Origin of the sequence: Actinacidiphila acidipaludis, assembly GCF_019890725.1 — a bacterium.
GTDB lineage: Bacteria > Actinomycetota > Actinomycetes > Streptomycetales > Streptomycetaceae > Actinacidiphila > Actinacidiphila acidipaludis.
Window position 1 is genome coordinate 209918 of record NZ_JAINZZ010000003.1, and the last position, 23124, is coordinate 233041.

General features: G+C 70.8%; 13 protein-coding genes. 11 read left to right on the plus strand and 2 right to left on the minus strand.

Going from position 1 to position 23124, the window contains the following annotated elements:
- The first annotated feature begins 49 nt into the window (after positions 1-49).
- A complete protein-coding gene (locus K7862_RS04225; protein WP_222960714.1) occupies positions 50-997 on the plus strand; it encodes a TolB family protein in 948 nt (315 codons plus the stop codon).
- Between the two features lie 86 nt (positions 998-1083).
- Here the strand turns inward: K7862_RS04225 and K7862_RS04230 are convergent, their stop codons facing one another.
- Together K7862_RS04230 and K7862_RS37285 are read right to left on the minus strand one after the other, a co-directional pair.
- On the minus strand, positions 1084-2739 hold the full coding sequence (locus K7862_RS04230) for a DUF2079 domain-containing protein (protein WP_222960715.1): 1656 nt from the start codon (positions 2737-2739) through the stop codon (positions 1084-1086).
- Positions 2740-2951: 212 nt separating this feature from the next.
- Positions 2952-4643, minus strand: a complete 1692-nt coding sequence (locus K7862_RS37285; RefSeq protein ID WP_272493219.1) for a DUF2079 domain-containing protein — start codon at positions 4641-4643, stop codon at positions 2952-2954.
- 239 nt (positions 4644-4882) lie between these two features.
- Between K7862_RS37285 and K7862_RS04240 the strand changes: the two genes are divergently transcribed.
- From K7862_RS04240 to K7862_RS04285, 10 genes are all read left to right on the plus strand, one after another.
- Entirely contained in the window at positions 4883-5404 is a 522-nt protein-coding gene (locus tag K7862_RS04240) for a type 1 periplasmic-binding domain-containing protein (RefSeq protein ID WP_222960716.1), read from the plus strand.
- A 316-nt stretch (positions 5405-5720) separates the two neighbouring features.
- Positions 5721-16721, plus strand: coding sequence for a LamG-like jellyroll fold domain-containing protein (locus tag K7862_RS04245; RefSeq protein WP_222960717.1), 11001 nt, complete (start codon positions 5721-5723; stop codon positions 16719-16721).
- Positions 16708-17298 (plus strand): hypothetical protein, encoded by a 591-nt coding sequence (locus K7862_RS04250; protein ID WP_222960718.1) that lies wholly within the window; start codon positions 16708-16710, stop codon positions 17296-17298. Before K7862_RS04245 ends, K7862_RS04250 begins: the two co-directional genes overlap by 14 nt.
- 825 nt (positions 17299-18123) lie before the next feature.
- Entirely contained in the window at positions 18124-18348 is a 225-nt protein-coding gene (locus tag K7862_RS04255; RefSeq protein ID WP_222960719.1) for a hypothetical protein, read from the plus strand.
- On the plus strand, positions 18348-18587 hold the full coding sequence (locus tag K7862_RS04260) for a hypothetical protein (protein ID WP_222960720.1): 240 nt from the start codon (positions 18348-18350) through the stop codon (positions 18585-18587). The genes K7862_RS04255 and K7862_RS04260 overlap by 1 nt, the downstream gene beginning before the upstream one ends.
- Before the next feature lie 458 nt (positions 18588-19045).
- Positions 19046-19564, plus strand: a complete 519-nt coding sequence (locus K7862_RS04265) for a hypothetical protein (RefSeq protein WP_222960721.1) — start codon at positions 19046-19048, stop codon at positions 19562-19564.
- Positions 19565-19576: 12 nt separating this feature from the next.
- Positions 19577-20095, plus strand: a complete 519-nt coding sequence (locus K7862_RS04270) for an SUKH-4 family immunity protein (protein ID WP_222960722.1) — start codon at positions 19577-19579, stop codon at positions 20093-20095.
- The gene (locus K7862_RS04275; RefSeq protein ID WP_222960723.1) at positions 20088-20555 is read left to right on the plus strand and encodes an Imm1 family immunity protein; all 468 of its coding nucleotides are present in this window, start codon (positions 20088-20090) and stop codon (positions 20553-20555) included. The genes K7862_RS04270 and K7862_RS04275 overlap by 8 nt, the downstream gene beginning before the upstream one ends.
- 890 nt (positions 20556-21445) lie before the next feature.
- Positions 21446-22153: a hypothetical protein gene (locus K7862_RS04280; protein WP_222960928.1), complete on the plus strand. Its 708-nt coding sequence runs from the start codon at positions 21446-21448 to the stop codon at positions 22151-22153.
- Between the two features lie 176 nt (positions 22154-22329).
- Positions 22330-23112, plus strand: a complete 783-nt coding sequence (locus K7862_RS04285) for an HNH endonuclease family protein (protein ID WP_262412626.1) — start codon at positions 22330-22332, stop codon at positions 23110-23112.
- The last annotated feature ends 12 nt before the right edge of the window (positions 23113-23124 follow it).

A 23124-nucleotide genomic window follows, 5' to 3' on the forward strand; every position in this document is an offset into this window, starting at 1 on the left:
CGTGACGCGCCCCGTCCCCCCACCGGGCGGGGCGCGTTAGGGTGCCGGGGTGACGATCACCGCAGCGGGTACCGCCGTCCGTCCGCTCGCACCGGGCCGGCGCGCCCGGCTCCTCGTCGGCGACATCGACGGCGGCACGCCCCGGCTGGTCCACGAGACGACGGGCAGCGCCCTGGAGGCGCCCAACTGGTCGCCCGACGGCCGCTGGCTGGTGTTCAACCAGGACGGGCTGCTGCTGCGGATCGCCGCCGACGCCGAGCCCGGCCGCGGCCCGGGCCCCGAGGTCATCCCCACCGGCGCCGTCACCGACGCGAACAACGACCACGTCATCTCGCCCGACGGCCGCACGATCTACCTGTCCGCGGGCGACGGCCACATCCACGCCGTGCCCTTCGAGGGCGGCGAGCCGACGCGCGTCACCAACCTCCCCGCGCCCGGCGACGGCAAGGCCCACCCGTTCCGGCACTTCCTGCACGGCGTCTCACCCGACGGGCTGACCCTGGCCTACGTGGGCGTCGAGCCGTACGGCGGCGACGACTGGGGATACCGCAACATCTACACCATCCCGGCGGCGGGCGGCCCGGACACCCGGCTGACCGACACCCGTTCCCCCGCCGACGGGCCGGAGTTCAGCCCGGACGGCGCCTGGATCTACTTCAACTCCGAGTACGGCGCGACGATCCCGGGGCACGCGCAGATCTTCCGGATGCGGCCGGACGGCAGCGAACTGGGCTGCCTCACCGACGACGACCGGGTCAACTGGTTCCCGCACCTGTCGCCCGACGGCCGCCACCTGCTCTACCTGAGTTTCCCGCCCGGCACCGAGGGGCATCCCGCCGACCGCGAGGTGATCCTGCGGCTGGTGGACCCCGACGGCGGTCTCCCGCGCGACGTGCTCGCCGTGTTCGGCGGCCAGGGCACCCTCAACGTCAACAGCTGGGCGCCCGACAGCCGCCGGTTCGCGTACGTGGACTACCCGGAGGACGACGGCGAGTAGCCGGTGCACGGCGTGTACCCGGTGCACGGCGTGTACCCGGTGGACGGCGCGGCCGCTGGGTTCGGCGGCCCGCGCCGCCCTCCGGGTCAGTCGCGGCGCATGATCACGTAGCCCTCGGAGTTCGCGATGACCGAGTACGTCACCCCGGGGTGGAGCTGCGTGGCGTAGACGGCCGGATCCGGCACCCACCCGTCCGAGTCGTCGAACGCGATGTACTGCGGCACCACCCCGGGGGTGTCGCCGATCCAGTACACGGTGGTGCGGTGCACGAGCCGGCTGATCGGCCCGACGTTGGCCTCCACGGTCGCGCCGTCCGGGATCTGGTCGAGCAGCCTCTCGACGGCCTTGGTGTGCGCGTCGACCTTGTACGTCTGCCCGTGCGACAGCGTGGCCAGCGGCAGGGTCAGGGTCAGCGCGAGGGCCGCGCCCGCCACGGCGGCCGGGGCTCCGGAGGCGTACGAGCGCAGCCACGGCATCCGGCTGCGGCGGGACCTGTCGGCGGCGTCGACCAGGGCGAGGAAGACCACCGGCATCAGCACCGCGCTGTAGTGCCAGTCGGTGCCCCAGTAGTGGTCGTCGTGCGAGACGAACCGCCAGCCGAGGGTGGGGAGCGCGGCGAGGAACAACGGCGAGCGCAGGGCCAGCAGGCCGCTGGTGGGCAGTAGGATCCACAGCAGCGTGTGGACGGCGGTGCCGAACGGGATGTGGCCGGGCATCGGGGCGCCGTGGCCGTTCAGCTTGTTCCAGTAGTCGTAGCCCCCGGTCTTGTTGAAGGCCGGGATGATCACGCCGAAGGCCAGGGCGGAGGCCGCGACGCCGAAGGCCGCGACGCCGATGGCCCACGGGCCGAAGCGCTGGCCGTCGGACAGCGGCTCGTCGGTGTCGGTGTCGGGGTAGGTATCGGAGTCGGCGTCGGCGTCGGAGTCGGCACCGTCGGCGTCATGGACGTCATGGACGTCATGGACGTCATGGACATCATGGGCGTCACGGGCGTCGTCGGGACCGGGGGCCGGCTCCGGGGCGGGCTCCTGCCGGGTGCGCCACCACACGATCACCCCGATCGCGGCGGCCGTGACCCCCATGTCCTCCTTGACCAGGACCAGCGGTACCGCCCACCACAGGGCGGCGGTCCACCTCTTGCGCAGCACCGCCTCCAGGGACAAGGCCAGCAGCGGCATCGCGAAGGCGATCTCGTGGAAGTCGAACTCGACCGCCTTCTGCACGCCCCAGGACAGCGCGTAGGCGGTGCCGATCGCCAGCCCGCGCCCGCGGCCCAGCACGTACGCGGCACCGCGGGTGACCGGGATGATCGAGAGCGCGAAGAGCACGGCCTGCGCGGCCAGCAGCGTCACCGGGCTCGGGAAGACGCGGTAGAAGGGCGCGATCAGCGCGGTGATCGGGCTGAAGTGGTCGCCGAGGATGTTGAATCCGGGGCCCTTGAGGTCGGCGACCGGTGCGTGCAGGTGGGCGTAGGACTTGACCGCCTGCTCGAAGATGCCCAGGTCCCAGGACATCGTCAGCATCCGCCGGTAGCGGGTGACCGACAGCAGCAGGTAGCCCACGAAGAAGACGACGGCCAGCAGGTACGGGTCCAGGCGGGCGCCCGGCGGGCGGAGCCGCGTTCCGTGGCCGGCCGGTGACTGCTCGGCGCCGGCGCCGGCGGGCGCCGAGTCGCGGGCGGAGGTGCTCTCCGCGGCGGCCCGGGCGCCCTGCGCCGGTATGACGGCCTCGGCCCTGTCCATCGTTGTCCTCCCGTGGCATCGGGTCGGGGTCTGCCGGAAAAGATACGGGACGACGCTGTGCCGGCGGGACCCGTGGGACACCGCGGACCCGCGCCGGCGACGTGAACCGGCCGCGGGCGCCCCCCGCGCGGACGAGCACCGGGCGCGCGGGCGACCGTGCCCGGGCCGCCGCCCAGGCGTTCTCCAGGTCACCGGGGACGGCGTGCCCGGCGTCACACCCTGCGCAGGATCAGGCAGTTGTCGGCGCGGGCCACCAACGTCCAGCGGGAGCCCGGGTGCAGGGCCCGGGCGTGCCGCACCGGGTCGTCCAGCCAGTCCGTGGCGTCGCCCAGCGCGATGTACCGCGGGACCACGTCCCCGCTGCCGCCGATCCAGTAGACGGTGGTCCGGTGGACGAGGCGGCTCAGCGGGCCGACGTCGGACTCCACGGTGGCGCCGTCGGGGATGCGGTCCAGCAGCCGCTCCACGGCCCGGGTGCGGGCGTCCACCCGGTAGGCGGCGGCGTGCGTCAGCCCGGCCAGCGGGAGCTGCACACTGAGGGCCAGCGCGGCGCCGGCCGCGGCGGCCGGCATCGCCGCGGCGTACCCGCGCAGGGGTCCTCGTGGCAGCCGCGGGCCGGGCGACGGCGACGGACGGGGAGCGGGCACACCGTGCTCGTGCGCGTCCCCATCCCCATCGCCGTCGCCGTTGCCGTCGTCACGAGCACCCGCCGCGGTGGCGTCGCGTCCCGGTCCGTCCTCGCCGGGGGCGTCCTCCACGCGCGAGCCCCCCGCGGCCGAGCCCCCCTCGCGCGGGACCCCCTCGTGCAGAACCCCCTCGCGCGTGCCGGACACGGGATGCGGGCCGCGGCGTTCGAGGGCGGCGATCGCGTCGACCAGGGCGAGGAAGACCACCGGCATCAGCACCGCGCTGTAGTGCCAGGCGGTGCCCCAGTTCTCCGGGTAGTGCGAGACGAACCGCCAGCCGAGGGTGGGCAGCGTCACGAGCAGCAGGGGCGAGCGCAGCGCCAGCAGCCCGCCGGCGGGCAGCAGCACCCACAGCAGGGTGCGGACCGCGGTGGCCGCCGGGATGTGCCCAGTGAGCGCCCCCTCGCCGTTGATGTGCGCGAACGCGTCGTAGCCGGGGCCGTGGAAGGCCGGGATCAGCCACCTGATCTCCCAGGCCGAGGCCGCGATCCCGAACGCCACCAGGGCCAGCGCGTAGGTGCCCGCCGTCCCGCCGCGGCGGGCCCGCCGCTCGTGCCGCGTACGGATCCGGACCAGCAGGCCGATCATGGCGGCGGTCGCCCCCAGGTCCTCCTTGACCAGGACCAGCGGCACCGCCCACCACAGCGCCGCGGCCCACCTGCCGCGCAGCACCGACTCCAGGGAGAAGGCCAGCAGCGGTACCGCGAACGCGACCTCGTGGAAGTCGAAGTCCACCGCCCGCTGCACACCCCACGACAGCCCGTAGGCCGCGCCCACCGCCAGTCCCCGCCCGCGTCCGAGGAACCGCTGCGCGACGCGGGTGACCGGGACGACGGCGAGCGCGAACAGCAGCGCCTGGGCGACGAGCAGGGTGAGGGGCGTCGGGAAGACGCGGTAGAACGGCGCGATCAGCGCGGTGACCGGGCTGAAGTGGTCGCCGAGGACGTCGAATCCGGGGCCCTTGAGGTCGGCGACCGGTGCGTGCAGGTGGGCGTAGGACTTGACCGCCTGCTCGAAGATGCCCAGGTCCCAGGACATCGTCTGCATCCGCCGGTCGCGGCTGACCGACAGCGCCGCGTAGGCGCAGAAGAACGCCGACGCCAGCAGGCAGGGGTCGGGCCGGCCGGTGCGCGGGGCGGGCACGTCCCGGCCGGTGGCCACCACCGCCTGCGCCGGAATGGTGGTCTGCCCGTGGCGGACGGCTTCGGCTCGCTCCATGCGCGGCCCTCTTCCTCTCGGGTGTTCCCGCGTGCGGTCCGGCGCCTGCGCGGAGGCCGCCGGTACGGACGGTCTGGGTCGGATTGCTGGAGGTTTCATCGGTTCTGTGCGAAATTGCGCGTTCTGAAGATACGCGGTCACCCCCTGTCGGACCGGTGATGCGCGCGCACCGTAGGCTCCCTGCCTCGACGGGCGGGCCGCCGGACACCGGTGGCCGCCGACTTCCTGGGAGGGTGGCCGTGAAGGCGTGGATCAGGGCGCACCGGCGCCTGCTGCTGATGGTGGGCGGGGGAGTGGCCGCGGCGGCCGCGGTGACGGCGATCGTGGTGGCCGTGGTCGGGCCCGGCGGGAGCGGGCGGCGCCAACTGCCACCGGCGCGCGCCCGGGTCTACACCGCGCAGCAGGCGTGCCTGCTCACCGGTGAGCGGGGGATCGCGGACCCGGCGGCGGCGCCGGTGTGGGCCGGGATGCAGGAGGCGTCGGCCAGCACGCACGCGAAGGTCACCTATCTGGCCATGGCCGGCGAGCAGACGCCGGCCGCGGCGGGGCCGTACCTGTCCACGCTGGCGGCCCGGCAGTGCACGGTCGTGCTGACGGTCGGTGCGGCGCCGGACGGCGCCGCGGCCGGGGCCGGGGCGCGCTTCCCGCACACGCGGTTCGTCGTGGTCGGCGCGAGCGCCGGCGGGCCGTCGAACGTGACCGCGGTCAGCGGCACGAAGGAGGCGGTCGCCTCCGCGGTCGAGGCGGCACTCGCGAACTGATGAACCGTCAGGACTTTTGTGTGTGGGCGAACTGACGGGACGCCAGCGCATGTGACAGGGGTTCGTCAAGTGCCGCAAGTAAATTCTGTGCCTGTGTTCGGGCCGGACAATCGGCACAAGGGGCACGGTTGACCGTGGTCAGGCAAAGGATGTCTATAAATCTCTTGGGAGATCTTCTCCTGGGGTGACAGCGACGGGCAGGATCTGCGCGTTTTCTGTGTCGATCCTGTCTGGAGCCTGTGCCGTGCGCGCATCCTTCCGTCGTCGCTCACCGCGACGCACCGCCCTCCGTCGCCTGTGGCTGCGGTGCACGGCGATGCTGGCGTTCGTCGCCCTCGCGTTCATGCTGGCGACGGAGCAGGCAGCCGCCGACGGCTCCACGCTGCCGGCGCTGTCGGTGCCCTCCCTGTCGTCGCTGACGGCCTGGCTGAAGCACCCGCACTGGAGCCGGGTCCCCGAGCAGACGGGCGGCACGGCGGCCGGCCGGAGCCACCGTGCGTCCGCGGCCTCCACCCGGTCGGGCAGCGGCGTCGGCCACCCGCCGGGCCACGCGCCGGGCGAGCTCGACGCGTACCACCCCTACGCCAAGTCGGTGAAGGCCGGGCGCAGTTCGGTGGTCGGAGGCTGGTCGGCGAAGACCAGCAAGCGGGACGCCGCCCACTCCGGGCGGACCGTCACGGTCTACGACAACGCCGACGGCTCGCACACCCGCCAGGTCTCCCTCGACGCCGTCAACTACCAGGACGCGCACGGCGACTGGCAGCCGATCGACACCCGGCTCAGCCGCGGGGCCGACGGCAGCCTGCACGAGCGCGCCAACTCCCTCGGCGTCGTCTTCGCCCAGCGCGCCGCCGATCCGCGCCTGGGTGTCCTGACCACGGGCAGCGGGCAGTCGGTCGGCTACGCCCTGGGCGGCGCCGCCCCGGTGGCCGGCACCCTCGCCGCCGACGGCGCCGCGGTGACCTACCCGGGCGTGCTGCCGGGCACCGACCTGGTCGCCGCCGCCTCGCCGACCGGCGTCAAGGAGGCCGTGGTCCTGCACTCCGCGCAGGCCGGCAACACCTGGACCTTCCCGCTCTCCCTCAAGGGCCTCACGCCGTCCCTCGCCCGGGACGGCTCGATCGAACTGCGGGACGCCGCGGGCAGGATCGCCGCCCGGATCCCGCGCGCCTACGCCTACGACTCCCGCGTCGACCGCCGCTCCGGCGACCCGACCACCACGTACGCCGTGCACTACGCGCTGGTCGACGACCACGGCACCACGGCGCTGAAGGTGACCCTCGACCCGTCCTGGCTGCACGACCCGGCCCGCGTCTTCCCGGTGACCGTCGACCCGACCATCACCGACGGCTGGACCACCACCTACGCCGAGTCCGGCAACACCGGCGACCACTCCTTCGAGCAGACCGTCAAGGTCGGCTCCTACGACTCCGGCACCCACTCCGCCAACTCCTTCGTCAACCACTGGTACGGCGGCTGGGACGGCTCCAAGGTCACGGTCACCGCGGCCGACCTGCACCTGTTCGACACCTGGGCGTCCACCTGCACTGCCGAGCGCTTCGACGTCGCGCTGGTCACCAGCGCCTGGACGCCGACCGGCGTCACCACCTACCCCGGCCCGTCCAAGGGCTCGTCGATCGGCAACCTGACGCCGAGCGTCCCCGACGCCTGCGCCAACACCGGCGCCGACCGCACGGTGGGCGACTGGGTCGACGTGCCGCTGACCGTCTCCGCCATCCAGGGCTGGGTGAACGGCACCACGCCCGACTACGGCCTGGCCGTCTACGCCGCGACCACCGACGCCCTGCACTGGAAGCAGTTCGGCTCGTTCAGCGACGCCTCCAAGGGCCCGTACCTGACGGTCACCTACACCGGCACGACGCCGCCGCAGGTGTACCAGCAGTACCCGGACAACAACGCCGTCGAGTACACCACCACCCCCGAACTGACCGCGTGGTCCGGCGGCGCCAACTCGCAGGCCAACACCACCACCAAGTACGACTTCCAGGTCTACGACAACACCAACACCAAGGTCGCCGACTCCGGGCTGCTCGCCACCGGTGACTGGACGGTGCCGGCCGGCAAGCTCAAGTGGGGCCAGACCTACTCCTGGACGGTGCAGTCGTACGACGCGAGCCTGTACTCGGGCGCCACGTACTACGCGATGTCCATCCAGGTCCCGCAGCCGCTGGTGACCTCCGGCCTGTCGCAGAACAGCAGCGACCACGGCTTCGACCCGTCGATCGGGAACTACACGACCTCCGACACCGACGCGACGATCTCGGTGGCCGGCCCCAGCCTGGACGTCGACCGCGACTACAACTCCCGTGACCCGCGGTGGACCGGCGCGTTCGGCGCCGGCTGGTCGAGCGTCTTCGACGCCCGCGCCACCGAGCAGTACAACACCGCGGGCGCCGTCGTCGGCAACGTCGTCACCTACCCCGACGGCTCCCAGGTCGGCTTCGGCAAGAACGGCGACGGCAGCTACTCGCCGCCGTCCGGCCGGTTCGCCACCTTCAAGGCCGTCACCGGCGGCTACACGCTGACCGACAAGAACGACACCGTCTACACCTTCACCCAGTCGCTCGGCTCCGGCGGCTACGGCATCACCTCCGTCACCGACGCCGACGGCCGCTCCGTCACCTTCACCTGGAGCGGCGGCCACATCACCACGATGACGTCGGTCACCGCCGGCCGGGCCCTGCACCTGACCTGGCAGACCCCCTCCGGCGCGAGCGCCGCGCACGTCGCGACCGTCGTCACCGACCCGGTCGTGGCCACCGACCCGAGCTCCGCGCTCACCTGGACCTACGGCTACACCGGCGACCAGCTCACCACCGTGTGCTCGCCGATCTCCACCACCCAGTGCACCACCTACGGCTACACCGCCGGCTCGCAGTACCAGAACGCCTCGCTCGACCTGGGCCCGCACGCCGCGTGGCCGATGTCCGAGGCCTCCGGCACCGCCGGCAAGGACGCCGTCCTGGCCAACCAGGGCACGGAGAACCTCACCTACAGCGGCGTCACCCTCGGGTCGGCCGCGGGCACCGGACCGCTCACCGGATCCACCGCGACCGCCGCCCTCTTCAACGGCACGAGCTCCTACGCGACCATGCCGTTCGACATGGGCAACGACACCGACTCCGGTGCCCTGTCCCTGTGGTTCAAGACCTCCGCCGGGCCCGGCGTGCTCTACTCCTACGCCTCGCAGCCCGTCACCGCCGGCGACTCGCCCGGCGCCTACACCCCGGCCGCCTACGTCGGCACCGACGGCAAGCTCAAGGCCGAGTTCTGGTACAGCGGCGGCATCGCGCCGATCAGCAGCACCGCCTCCGTCGCGGACGGCAAGTGGCACCACATGGTGCTGTCGGCCGCGGGCAACTCCCAGACCCTGTTCCTGGACGGCGCCAAGGTCGGCTCGGTCACCGGCAGCGTCTCCATCAAGCCCGGCGTCGCCTTCGGCAAGAACCAGCCGTACAACACCCTCGGCGCCGGCTTCCTCGGCGGCAACTGGCCGGACGAGCCGCACCAGAGCAGCACCGACCCGACCGGCACAGCGACGTACTTCAACGGCGCCATCGCCGACGCCGCCTGGTTCGACCGCCCGCTGGTCGCCGCCGACGTCGCCACCCTGCGCGGCTACGGCACGCACGCCGCCAGCCTGCTGAGCAGCATCAAGCGCCCGTCCGGCAAGACCTACCAAGCCATGGCCTACGACGCGGCGACCACGACGCTCACCCAGCTCACCGACGAGAACGGCGGCGTGTGGAAGCTGGCCACGCCGACCGTGGCCGGCTCCAGCCAGACCTACCGCGGCGCCGTCCTCGGCGGCGCGCCCGCCACCTACTTCCGGCTCGGCGAGGCCGCCGGCGCCACCACCGCGCTGGACGAGACCCGCGGCGGCACCGGCACGTACAACGCCGTCACCCTCGGCCAGACCGGGCCGTTCAGCGACCAGAAGGCCGCCACCTTCAACGGGACGTCGTCCTGGGTGCAGGTGCCCGACGTGCAGACCGGCCACACCGCCGCGTCCGCCGAGCTGTGGTTCAAGACCACCCACGGCGGCGCCATCCTGATGAACTCGCAGAGCGGGCCCATCGGCGGCACCGTCTCCTCCACCACGCCCCAGCTGTGGATCGGCAGCGACGGCAAGCTCTACGGCGGCTTCTACACCACCTCCGGCTCCGTCCAGCTCGGCACACCCGGGACCGTCATCGACGGCCAGTGGCACCACGCGCTGATCAGCGCGACCGGCACCTCCCAGACGCTGTACCTGGACGGCACGCAGGCCGCGACCAAGACCGGCACCGCGGCGCTGACCAACTCCAACCGCACCTACACCTACCTGGGTTCGGGCACCACCGGCGCCGGCTGGAGCGGTCTGACCAACGGCACGGTGGCGTACTTCAACGGCTCGCTGGCCGAGGCCGCCACCTACCGCACCGCGCTCACCTCCGACGACGCCGCCGCGCACGTCGAGGCCGCGAAGAACTCCGCCGGGCTGCTGCCCGTCGAGACCGTCAAGGTGACCGGCCCCGCCCCGGCGACCGCCGTCTCCACCTACAAGTACGACCTGCTCAACAACGAGCGCGAGCTGAGCGAGACCGACGGCCTCGGCTACACCACCAGCTTCGGCTACGACACCGGCGGCTTCGAGCACACCGTGGTCGACCCCAACGGCGCGATGACCGTCACCGGCCACGACCCGCGCGGCAACGTGGTGTCCTCCACCACCTGCCAGGACCAGGCCGCCAACCACTGCTCCACCGAGTACTACACCTACTTCCCGGACGACACCACGGCGCAGCTCACCACCGCCGACGCCCGCAACGACGTGCTGCTCACCGAGCGGGACGGCCGGTCGGTGTCCGCCACCGACACCACCTACCTGACCACCCACACCTACAGCACCACCGGCGACGAGACGGGCGTCACCACCCCGCCGGTCGCCGGCTTCCCGGCCGGCCGTACCACGTCCACCGTCTACAGCGACGGCACCAGCGCCTTCCCGGCCGCCGACACCGGCAACGTGCCCAAGGGCCTGGCGGTGCGCACCACCAGCCCCGGCGGCGCGGTGAGCTCCGTGGCGTACTTCCACAACGGCGACGTCGCCTCGACCACCGACCCGCTCGGCCTGGTCACCTCCTACACCTACGACGGGCTCGGCCAGGTCCTCACCAAGAAGGTCGTCTCCGACACCTACCCGGCGGGCCTGACGTCCAGCTACGTCTACGACGCGGCCGGGCAGGTCACCCAGGAGAGCGACCCGTCGATCACCGACCGCGTCACCGGCGCCACCCACAGCGCGGTGAGCACCACGCAGTACGACGCAGACGGCGACGTCACCTCGCAGACCGTCGCCGACGGCTCGGGCGGCGACGCCCCGCGCACCGAGAACCAGACGTACAACCAGTACGACCAGGTGCTCACCGACAGCGACGCCAACCAGGCGGCCGGCGCGGCCAACGGCAACACGACGACGTACACCTACGACGCGTCGGGCAACAAGACCAGCGAGGTCACGTCCTCCGGCACCACCACGCAGTACACCTACGACGACGACGGCCACCTGCTGACCCAGGGCATCCAGTACACCGGCGACCCGGTCAACCCGCAGCCGGCGAAGCTCCTCGTCGAGTCCTCGCGCGCCTACGACCCCGCCGGGCGGCTCGCGTCCATCACCGACGCGATGGGCAACACCACCGCGTACACGTACACCGACAACGGCCTGACGGCGAAGATCACCAAGACCAGCGCCGACGGCAAGAGCAGCAGCGTCCTGACCGCCAACGCCTACGACGCGGCCGGGAACCTGCTCAGCCAGACCACCGACAACGGCGCGACCGTCACCAACTACACGGTGGACGCCGCGTCGCGGACCACCGCCACCACCGTCGACCCCACCGGCGTCAACCGGACGACCACCGTCTCGTACACCCCGGACGACCTGGTCGCCACCCAGACCGACCGTGACGCGTCGGGCAACCAGACCACCACCGCGCACACCTACGACGCGGCCGGCGACCAGCTCAGCGAGAGCGTCTACGGCGACACCACCGGCCACCCGTCGGGCTGGTGGAAGCTCGACCAGGACTCGGGCAGCACCGTGCCCGACGCCTCCGGCACCGGCTACACCGCCGCCGCCACCGGCGCGACCTGGGGCAACGGCGCCGCGACCTTCGCCGGCACCAGCGGGCAGCAGATCGCCACCAACGGCCCGGTCGTGGACACCACGGCGTCCTACTCGGTGTCCGCGTGGGTGAACATGGCCTCGCTGCCCACCAAGAACGCCACCGTGGTCTCCCAGTCGGGCACCACCAACAGCGCCTTCATGCTGCAGTACAACTACGCGCACACCAGCGCGCCGCTGTGGAGCATGGAGACGACCAACGGCGACACCACAGGACCGTCGTTCCCCTCGGCCTACTCCACCGCGGTGCCGACGTCCGGCACCTGGACCCACCTGGTCGGCGTCTACAACGCGGCCACCGGCGGCCTGCAGATCTACGTCAACGGCACGCTGTCCGGCAGCGGTTCCACCACCACGCCGTGGAGCGCCGGCGGCCCGCTGACCATCGGCGCCGCCAAGTACAACGGCAACCCGACCGACTTCCTGCCCGGTTCGGTCTCCAACGTGCAGGTCTACCCGCGCGCGCTGACCGCCGCCGACGTCACCAAGCTGTACGGCAACGGCCGCACGGGCGGCACGGTCGGCTCCGCCTCGGTGAGCACCACCAAGTGGACGTACGACCAGCGCGGTCTGCCGACGTCCATGACGGACGCGAACCTCAACACCACCGACTACTCCTACGACGAGGCCGGCAACCTCGCGGTCACCACCGCTCCCGCAGTCCAGGTCGAGACCGGCGGTGGCACACCGACCACGCAGCGGCCCGTCACCACCAGCGGCTTCAACACCTACGGCGAGGCCGTCGAGGAGGTCAGTCCCAACGGCGACCAGACCACGACCGCCTACGACGCCGACGGCAACAAGGTCTCCGAGACGCTGCCTCCCTACACCCCGGCCGGCTCGTCCACCCCGCTGACAGCCACCACGTCGTGGACGTACGACAGCGACGGCAACCAGACCAGCGTCACCACACCCGGCAACGAGACCACCCACTACCTGTACGACCAGCTCGGCGACGTCGCCCAGACGACCCTGCCGGACGGCACCAGCACCCACGCCGTCTACGACACCAACGGCGAGGCGCTGTCGGTGACCGACGCGAACGGAGCCGTCACCCAGGCGACGTACGACTACCTCGGGCGCCCGCTGACCTCCACGGTCCTCGAACGCTTCCCGACCGCCGCCACGCTGACGTCCACCAACTCGTACGCGCCCACCACCGGCAACCCGTACGGCGCGTACCTGTCCTCCACCACCACCCCCGGCGGCGTCACCACGTCCTACGCCTACAACCGGGTCGGTGAGACCACGGCCGTCACCGACGGCGCCGGGAACACCACCTCGTACGCGTACGACTACCAGGGCGACCAGACCAAGGTCACCTCGCCCGACAGCACCTGGACGCAGACCGAGTACGACCCGGCCGGACAGGCCACGTCCCAGGAGCAGTACGACGCGACCGGCACCCTGCTGCGGCAGACCTCCCAGGTCTACGACGGCACGGGCAACGTGTTGGCGTCCACCGACGCCAACCACCACACCACCCACTTCACCTACGACGCGGCCGGCACCGTGACGCAGGAGGTCCAGCCGGTCTCCGACACCGAGTCGATCACCACGAGCTTCGGCTACGACGCGGCCGGCAACCAGACCCGCTACACCGACGGCCGCGGCAACTCCTGGTACGACACCTACACCCCGTGGGGCCAGCAGGAGACCGTCCGCGCACCCGCGACGGCCGACTACTCCTCGGCCGCCGACTCCACCACGACCAACGTCTACGACATCGACGGGCAGCTCGTCTCCAGCACCCAGCCGGGCGGCGTCAGCACCACGATGACGTACGACACCGTGGGCAACCTCAAGACGGCCACCGGCAGCGGGGCCGACGCGGCGACCGCCACCCGGCACTTCACCTACGACGCCGACGGCCAGATCAAGACCGCCGCCACGGACGAGGCCGGCACCACCGGCGCCCGCGACCACCAGGACGCCACCAGCGAGTCGTTCAGCTACGACGACCGCGGCGACCTGCTGTCCGCGGACGGGTCCGCGGGCTCGTCCAGCTTCACCTACAACCAGGACGCGTCCCCGCTCACCCGCACCGACGCGGCCGGCACCACGTCCTACGGCTACGACACCGCGGGCCGGCTGCACACGGTCGACGACGCGTCCTCCGGCACCGAACTGACCTACGGCTACAACACGATGGACCAGGTCAACTCGGTGAAGTACGGCGCCACCGGGCAGACCCGCACCTACACCTACGACGGCGCGCACGAACTGACCGGCGACACCCTGGTCCAGGGCGCCTCCACGCTCTCCGCCATCAGCTACGGCTACGACGCCAACGGCAACCTGACGAGCAAGAACACCGTCGGCGTCGCCGGGGCCTCGAACAACACCTACACCTACGACTACGCGGACCGCCTCTCCTCGTGGAAGAGCGGCAGCACCACCACCGCGTACAAGTACGACGCCTCGGGCAACCGCATCCAGGTCGGCTCGAACGTCTACACCTACGACGCCCGCGACCAGCTCACCTCCGACGGCGTCCACAGCTACGCGTACTCCGCGCGCGGCACGATGACCTCGGACACCAGCACGGCCCAGGGCACGGTCGCGTACACCACCGACGCGTTCGGCAACCAGATCACCGCGGCCGACCACTCCTACACGCTCGACGCCGCCGGCCGGAACATCACCGACACCAACGCCGCGGACCAGTCGACCCGCACCTTCCAGTACTCCGGGGCGAGCGACACCATCGCCTCCGACGGCGCCTACCGCTACAGCTACGACCCGTCCGGCGGGCTGGTCGGCGTCAACGCGGGCAGCGCGCCCGGCGACGGGGTGCTCGCGGTGACCGACGCCCACGACGACGTGGTCGGCACCTTCACCTCCGGCGCCACCACCCTCAGCGGATCGGCCAGTTACGACCCGCTGGGCAACGTCACGGCCACCACCGGCGTGATGGGCCTGCTCGGCTTCCAGTCCGGCTGGACCGAGGCCGACACCGGCAAGGTCGGCACCGCCTCACGCTGGTACAACCCGGCCACCGGCACCTTCCTCAACAAGGACTCGGTGACGCTGAACCCCGTCCCGAACGAGGCGGCGGCCAACCCGTTCGCCTACGTCGGGGACAACCCGCTGGACGGCACCGACCCGAGCGGCCACTGGGGCTTCTCCAGCCTGTGGCACGCCGCGTCGCACGCCGTGTCCCACGCCACCTCCTGGGCGTCCAGCAGCTTCAGCTCGAGCTGGGACGACTTCAGCTCGTTCGTCTACCACTACACGCCGCCGATCGTGCACCGCGTGGTGCGCGCGGCCAAGCACGTCATCCACCACGTCGTGCACCGGGTGCAGGACTACTACCACGCCACCGTGCGCCGGGTCCGCCGCGTCTACCACTACGCGGTACGGCACGTGAAGCGGTACTACCACGCGGCCGTCCGCAAGGTCTCCTCCGCCTACCACGCGGTCAAACGCAAGGTGCAACGCGTGGTGGCGAAGGCCAGGAAGATCGCCCACGCCGTCGCACAGAAGGCCAGAACGGCCATCCACAGAGCGGCCAGCGCGGCGCGCACCGCCTACCACGCCACGGTGAAGGCGGTGAAGACCGCCGCCACGTACGCCAAGCACCACGCGGCGGCCATCACCTCGTTCGTGGTCTCCACCGCGGTGTTCGCCGGCTGCGAGGCGGTGACGGCGGGCGTCGGATCCATCGGCTGCGCGGCGGCCGCGGGGGCGGCGGGCTCGCTCGTCGAGCAGGGCTTCAACTGCGCGGAGCACGGCGGATCGGCGTGCAGCGCCGGGTCGTTCGCCAAGTCGGCGATCACCGGCGCGGTGAGCGGCGCCATCGGCGGCGCGCTCGGCTCGCTGGGCGGCAAGATCCTCGGCAAGGTCGCGCCGAAGGCGATGGAGGCGGTCGGCGGACTGTTCGGGAAGGGCGCCACAGAGGCGGCGGAATCCGGTGCGGCGGACGCGACGGACGAGGCCGCGGCGAAGGCGGCGTCCGAGGAGTCGGGTTCGGCCGCGGACGGTGAACAGGGGACGACCTGCACCAAGCACAGCTTCACGGGCGGCACGAAGGTGCTGCTCGCCGACGGCTCGACCAAGTCCATCGACAAGGTGAAGGTCGGCGACACCATCGCCAACTCGGTGCCGGGTGTTGCCGGTACGGAGGCGCACAAGGTCACGGCGGTGATCGTGACGAAGACCGACCACGACTTCGTGGACCTCACGATCAAGGAGCGGACGCGCACCGCGGTGAAGGCGGTGGCGGCGAAGGCCGCGAAGAAGGCGGCGTTCGGCCTGGCCGCGTCGGCGGCCGTGCTGGGCGCGCTGGCCGGCACGCACCACGCGGGCGCGGACCACACCGGCGCGGACCACGCGGCGCCGGCGGCTGCGGTCGTCAGCCAGGCGGCGGTCTCACCGGGGACGGCCGGGGCTCAGGCAGCGTCCAAGGCATCCTCGCCTGAGGCGACGGCCAAGGCCGCCCACCTCACGACGACCTTCCACCACCCCTTCTACGACGAGACCCGCTCCTCCTTCGTCGACGCGCGCGACCTGCACGCCGGCGACGTCCTGCAGACCCCGACCGGCACCGCCGAGGTCACCGGCGTCCGCATCTACCACGCCAACACCACCACCTACGACCTCACCATCGGATCCCTCCACACGTACTATGTGGAGGCCGGGGCGACGCCGGTCCTGGTGCACAACTGCCAGTTCAGCGACCGGGCCACTGAGATCAATAACGTTCTTGACGACGGGACACCCGGTGGCAAGATGCTCGCCAAGAACGGGACAACTGCCGTAACCCGGGCGATGAAGCCGAACGGGGATATGGTCGACGTCGTCGCGGCCAACGGCGACGGACTGACGGAAGCGCAGATTGCCTCTCTGCGGACGGGGGGGAAGATTCCCGAGATTGCCGCCGACAACGACCCCGCCCTGCACGCAGAAATCAATGCTCAGGCCTACATCGACAAGATGGGGTGGACGAAGATCGCTGGCGGAACCAACAGGAACACCTGCCCTTATTGCGAGAACGACATTCGTGATGCGGGAGGTTGGCTGACGGGGCCGTCGGACAAGAGGCAGCGCATCCAATTCATGCTCGATGGTATTTTGAAGACCAAATATCCCAAGGGGCAGAGGTCGTACGAGTATGGATCCGAATGACGCTGCGGTCGCCGAGGCCAACTCCGGTCTCAGCGCCCGGGGCATGAGGGACGTCGCCTACGCCGCGGTGGTGAAGTACTCGGCCATCGCGGCCAGCAGGACTGTCGATTCTCCCTTCTATCCTGCCGACGGCCGGTTCTTGGACGTCATGCGGATGGCGGGGGAGGGTGCGTGGACTCCGGACGACGTGTCGTTCTTGGGGCAGGTGAGCGAGGTGGTCGGCGACTACCTGGATACGTTTGAGGAGGAGCCCGACGGGTGGGGTTACTACCGCTACATGGCGGCGATGCTCGTCCTGATCGCTCTGCCCAACCTGATCGGCGGGCCGGGAAGCGACACAGTGGCCTCCCTGTGGGAGTTCACGCGTCGGTTCGCCGATCACGTCGACTGGGATCTCGGCCGTGCGCAGGGGCAGCACCCCGCTACGCCTGAATTGTCCTTCCGAAGGAGGGAGGGCGTGGTGTGGTTGCGCAACGCCGAACTCGCCCGGGCCGGCGGCAACACCACGGTGATTGCTGCGGAGTCGGCGGCCTGGGGCCGTACGTTCGTCGCCGCACTCGACGTGATTGCTCGTTGATTGTCGGTTGAGGTGGAGGATCCTCAGGATCCGTCGTGACCGCCCCTCCGCACAGCCGCGTCCCGTGGACGCGGGGTCTGGTTCGTCCCGGGCTATGCGTGCCGGGAGGTGTGGCCTCGTAGGTGCCGGCTGGCGTGCTGTGCTGTGCTGTGCATGTGACGTTGCCTTGGGCTTCTTGACGGCAACGCCAGCGGACACTGGAGCCCCCGCCGATGGTTTCAGGGTGGGGGCTCTGGCGTCTCTGCGCGGGGCGGTCAGCGGGGAAGGGCTGCCTGCATGGTGGGTCCAGCGGCGAGGAGGCCGGCGGTCATGCGCGGGCGCGTCGTAGCGCGGTATGAGTGGCTGCCGTGGTGGGTCCCTCCTCGGCCGGCGCCAGAGGCGAACCAGGGTTCTCCAGAGGCCGCCAAGGCCGAGCGCAAGCGTCACGACTGAGCCTTGGGGGTCCGGGCGAACCCTGATTCGGTGAAGCTGCCCGACCGAGGGGGGGCCCACCCGCTCCGACCAGCCGTGTGCCGGTAGACCGGATCGGCAACCCGCACGACAGGCACGGCCGTTGACGGCAACGGCGACGGGAACCCACGCCAGCACACATCGACGGACGCCGACGGACCGCTGATTCCTCCCTCACCCGCGAAAACGCAGGCGGGAACGGTCCGCCTCCCACACGTACTATGTGTAGGCCGGGGCGACGCCGGTCCTGGTGCACAACTGCGGAGTTGAAGACAGGGCCGGTGCGACCGCGGAATGGGTGCCGGAGGCTGGTGATCAACGGGCAGGAGCCTTGCCCCGAGGCTACGAATGCCTGGGGCGGATGGTGAGGACGTGATGGCGAAGTTCGACGGTGCCTTCGGTGATGAGATGATCGACCGAAAGCTCTCGCTTCCGAGTTTTGCCGACAAGATGGAGCACGCCCAGCGGCAGGCTGGAACGGCGGCCTATCACGGACTCACGCCAGTTTATGAATTTCCCACCCAGGCGACTGCCGACGACGCTCGGAAGCTGTTGGATAGCTGGGGTATTACGACCATCGTCACAAGGCAGGCAAATTAGTGATTGAAAGCTATCTTGCAAGGGCCGTGCTCTCTGCCATTATGTTGCTCGATCATTCATCAGCCGATGAGATCGATCGCGATGTTGCTTCTCAAGGGCTTGAGAACATTGCATCTGACCTGAATCTGATGAACGAAGCGGAGCGTCAGGAGTTCAGGCGTATACTCGGCGGTATTGCTGAGGAAGAGCCGGACTATGCGCCATACATCGAAGAATTGCCCAACCTCCTGGGCTGGTGAGATCGGAGAATGGCTGGCACATACGGGCCGGCTCGTATGCGCCAGCAGCCGGTGAAACGGTGGCGGTCCCATCGGAATATGTATCCGATGGGACCGCCACCGTGTCTGACGGCAGTAGCTGACGGGAACGTCAGCGGACGGGGGCCGCACGAACCGGCGGGTCGTCGCCGTCGTTGGGCTCAAGGGCTGGCCGAGGTTGCCGAGGGGGTGGCCCAGGGGGTCGATGGCCTGGCGCTGGAGGCGCAGGCGGTCGTGGCGTAGACAGCGGGCGTTCGCGCCGATGTGGGCGTGACCCAGCAACGTTCGATCGCCGCGTCCAAGAGGGCTGTCCGGGGCCCTCGGACTGCATGGTCGTGGTGGTTGTCAACGTTCAGGTGATGCTTGACGATTCGGCTTCGGGTGATGCTTGACGTCGGGGCTTGTTCTCATAGGGGATGTGGCCGGAGGCGCGGTGGCGGGTGAGTTCCTTGGTGTGGGGTAGTCGCGTTGCCGTTGCGTTCGCTTCGAAGGGCTTCGGTAACCATGCGGAGGGCAAACTGGTGAACAATTTTGCTCTCGATGAGGGCGGGTCAGTTGCGGAGGTTTACTCGGAGCGGCGAGCCGCGAGCGAGGTGGTCGGCGACTACCTGGATACGTTTGAGGAGGAGCCCGACGGGTGGGGTTACTACCGCTACATGGCGGCGATGCTCGTCCTGATCGCTCTGCCCAACCTGATCGGCGGGCCGGGAAGCGACACAGTGGCCTCCCTGTGGGAGTTCACGCGTCGGTTCGCCGATCACGTCGACTGGGATCTCGGCCGTGCGCAGGGGCAGCACCCCGCTACGCCTGAATTGTCCTTCCGAAGAAGGGAGGGCGTGGTGTGGTTGCGCAACGCCGAACTCGCCCGGGCCGGCGGCAACACCACGGTGATTGCTGCGGAGTCGGCGGCCTGGGGCCGTACGTTCGTCGCCGCACTCGACACGATCGGCCGGTCGTAAGGGGAGTGTCTCGTGATCGATCCGCTGCCTGAGTTGCCGAAGCCTGAGTTCGGTGTGGTTCGCCTCGCGGCTCCGCCGGAAGTGGCGGACGGAGTGGCCGGGGCGCTCCGCGAAGCCGGAGTCCTGCGGGGGTTGACCAGGTACGAGTACCGCGCACTTGCGGAGACGGAACTCCTCGAAGGCCGGGGTTCGAGCGGCTTGGTGGCCTTCGGGAGGAGCGGGCTCCTGGGAAGGATCTGCGTCGACGTCGCCACGGGCGAAGTCGTCCACGTCCCCAAGGCCGAGTCGGCGCGGGTCACGCACGTCAACGCGGACCTGCAGACGTTCACGCGATGCGTGTCGGCGGTGATCGCCCGCTTCCCGTTCTACCGGGAGGACGAGGGTGCGGAACGCTTCGAGCGGGTGGCGGACGAACTGCGGGGCCTGATCGCAGGCGTCGACGAAACGGCCCTGACCCATGACGGGTTCTGGGACGGGCTGTGCGAGGACGTGGCCCTGGGCGACTACGCGGACTGGGGTCGCGATGGCTGAGCCGCTCGCGCGGGCGCAAGAGAGGCGGGACACCCGGAAGGGCGCTGAAGCAGTCTTCGAGGAAGAGCATCTCGAGACGGGCTTCCCGCTTGCTTCGGCGGAGGCTGTTGATCTGATGATCGACGCACTCATCGCCGGCCACCCCAGTCACAACATGGCGAGGGTGTTCTCCCTGGACCGAACGCCTCTGTCGTCGGGCGGTCCGGATCACGAGTTCGTGGTCGGGATCGACCCCGATGCGCAGGTTGGCATTGTCGGCTTCGCCGACGGTGAGGGCAGTTTCGTTCCGAGTGGCGTGGCCGACAAAGCAGAGATGACGTACATGCTGCTCACGTACCCGAGGAACTTCCTGGAATCACCGGAGATTTCCATCGAACTGGTTCGCCAGGTCACGAAAGAGTTCGTTCTCTCCGGCGGTCTTCGACCCACGTGCATTGAGTGGCAGGAAGAGCCGTACTGAGATCAAGCAATGTCGCCGGGAGCATGCGGATGTGGCTGGTGCCGTCCACCGGCTGGCTCAGGTTCACCGTCGGCCACGTCGAACGGAGTTCCCCCGGGGAACTGCCTGCCGCGGTCGGCGAGGCCTCAGCGCTTCCGGCGTGAGCCGCGGGTGGAACGGAGAGCGGGACGTGGTGGTCGGCAGCGGGAATCCGGAAGAGTTCGTGCGTGGCGCGTCCCCCGCCCAGGCAGTCGCGTTCGCTGCGGCCTGCGCGGAACGGGCGGCCCCCATCCTGTTCTGGGTGGTATCCGCCGACGATCGTACGGGCGATCTGGAGGCCTACATCGGCGCGTTGGACGCGCTGTGGGCACCGGACGGCCGCACGGCCGGGCAGTTCCAGGAGACGCGGGACACGCTTGCCGTGGTGCAGGAGCTGGCCGTCGGCGATGACGTCGTCGGGGCTCGTGCGTTCGCTTGTGCGGCAGCCGTGGCCCTGCCCGGCTCTGGGTGTCCCCGCGGGGCTGGGGGCCGGCGCTCTGCGGGACTGCTCGTCGACGCTCCGCACCTTCGCCTTCCGGCTCGAACGGCGTCGCGCCACGCCCCTGCCGGCGGCAGAGGCAGAGCTCCAGCGGCGGGACATCGCCGACCTGTCAGCGAGGGGCGACGGCGGGGAGGTGCCGGTGACCGAACTGCGGCAGAGGTCGGCAGCGGCCGGGCGGAATCGGCTTGCCCTCGCGGTCGAGCGCCTCGGTCCGCCCCGCTGAGCCCGCCCACCGGATCTCGCCGCCTCGGCAGCGGCTAGGCCGCGCAGTGCCGACGGCCGGGCACCCTGCGAGAATCCCGCCCATGGAACCTTCGAGGCCGGTCCCGACGAGGATGCCGGGCAGGTTCGGCGGCACCGGCTCGAGGCGGTGAGCGCCGTGGGGGAGGGCCGGCCGGAGTGGCGTGACGACGAGGCGCTCTGGGCGCGGATCCGCGCGATGACCCCGGGGCAGCGTCGTCGGTCCGCGTACTTCGCTCTGCGACGCGTCCAGGGGCCGCTGGTCGACATCGCCGTCCCGGACGAGTGGGGCATCGACTCTGGGGCGCTCGCCTCCCTGCTGCGTGCGGGGGCCGGGCTGCCGGTCGCCCGGGCCGGCGCGGAGCTGAGGGCGGCGAGAGCCGCGCTGATGGCCGCGCCGCTGTTCACGGCGGAGGTCGAACCGGAGTTGGTCGAGAGCTTCCAGTTGGAGGCGCTCAACGGGTGGCTGATGTTCGTCGACGCACTGGGGGAGATGAGCGAGGCGGACACCGAGCGGATCGTGCGGCTGGCCCGTGAACTGGCCGTCTACCTCGACGACGTCCTGGAAGGCTCGCTCACGGTGGTCCCCGGGGAGGAGGCCCGCGCTCGCTGGGTGGCGGACGCCGACGAGGAACCGCGTGCCTACGGTCTGGGCTACTTCGGCACCAGGAACCTGGAGGTCGAGGCCGCCTGCCACGAGGCCCTCGGCGACCTTCCCGCCGACGCCGACCCGCTCGGATCCGCGGCGGACTTGAGCCTCGAGGCGGCCTGCGACGCGTACGGAACCGAACTGAGCGCGGTGCTGGCGACGTTCACGGACGCCGGTGCCGGGCACTGAGACGGACCCGGGCGCACCGCGACGCGTACCGGCACCCCCGCGCACTCCCGCGCACCCCTGCACCCCCCCGTCCCCCTCAGGCGGAGCCGTAAAATCTTCGGAGCCGGGCAGGTGAGCTGCAGGGCCCGGCGCTCAACGCCCGGGCAGGGCACGAGCGTTCGGGAAAGGACGCCCGCATGGACAGACGGATATCGGGGAGCCTCGCCTGTGCCATGGCGCTGACCGCGGCCCTCGGTGTGGCCGGGTGCAAGCCCACGGTCGGGGCGGCGGACCCCACGAGCAGTGGCCAGGCGGCGGACGGCAACGGGCCGGTGGTGAGCGACGGCCGGGCCGTCAGCCCGCTGGACAACCCGGACGGCACCAAGGACGGGCTGAAGGCCATCACCTCCGCCGCGGACGAGGCGAAGGCCCGGGCGCTGATCCAGAAGGTGGCGACCAAGGGCCGCGGCCCGAAGACGGGTTACTCGCGGGCCGAGTTCGGCCAGGCGTGGATGGACTCGGCGAACGGCGTCGCGTTCGCGCACAACGGCTGCGACACCCGCAACGACCTCCTCAAGCGGGACGGCCTGGACCTCCACTACCGGTCGGGCTCCAAGTGCGTCCTGATCTCGCTCACCCTGGACGACCCCTACACCGGCAAGGCGATCCACTGGACGAAGTCCAAGGCGACGACCATCCAGATCGACCATGTGATGCCGCTGTCGTACGACTGGCAGATGGGCGCGGCCCACTGGTCGAAGGACAAGCGCGAGCAGATCGCCAACGACCCGCTCAACCTCATCCCGGTGGACGGCCCGTCCAACGGCGCCAAGAGCGACTCGGGACCGGCGTCCTGGCTGCCGCCGAACAAGCAGATCCGCTGCTCGTACGCGGTCCGGATCGCCCAGGTCTCGCTGAAGTACGCGCTGCCCGTCACCACCGCCGACAAGCAGGCGATGCTCGCGCAGTGCGGCGGCTGAGGGACCCGCGTC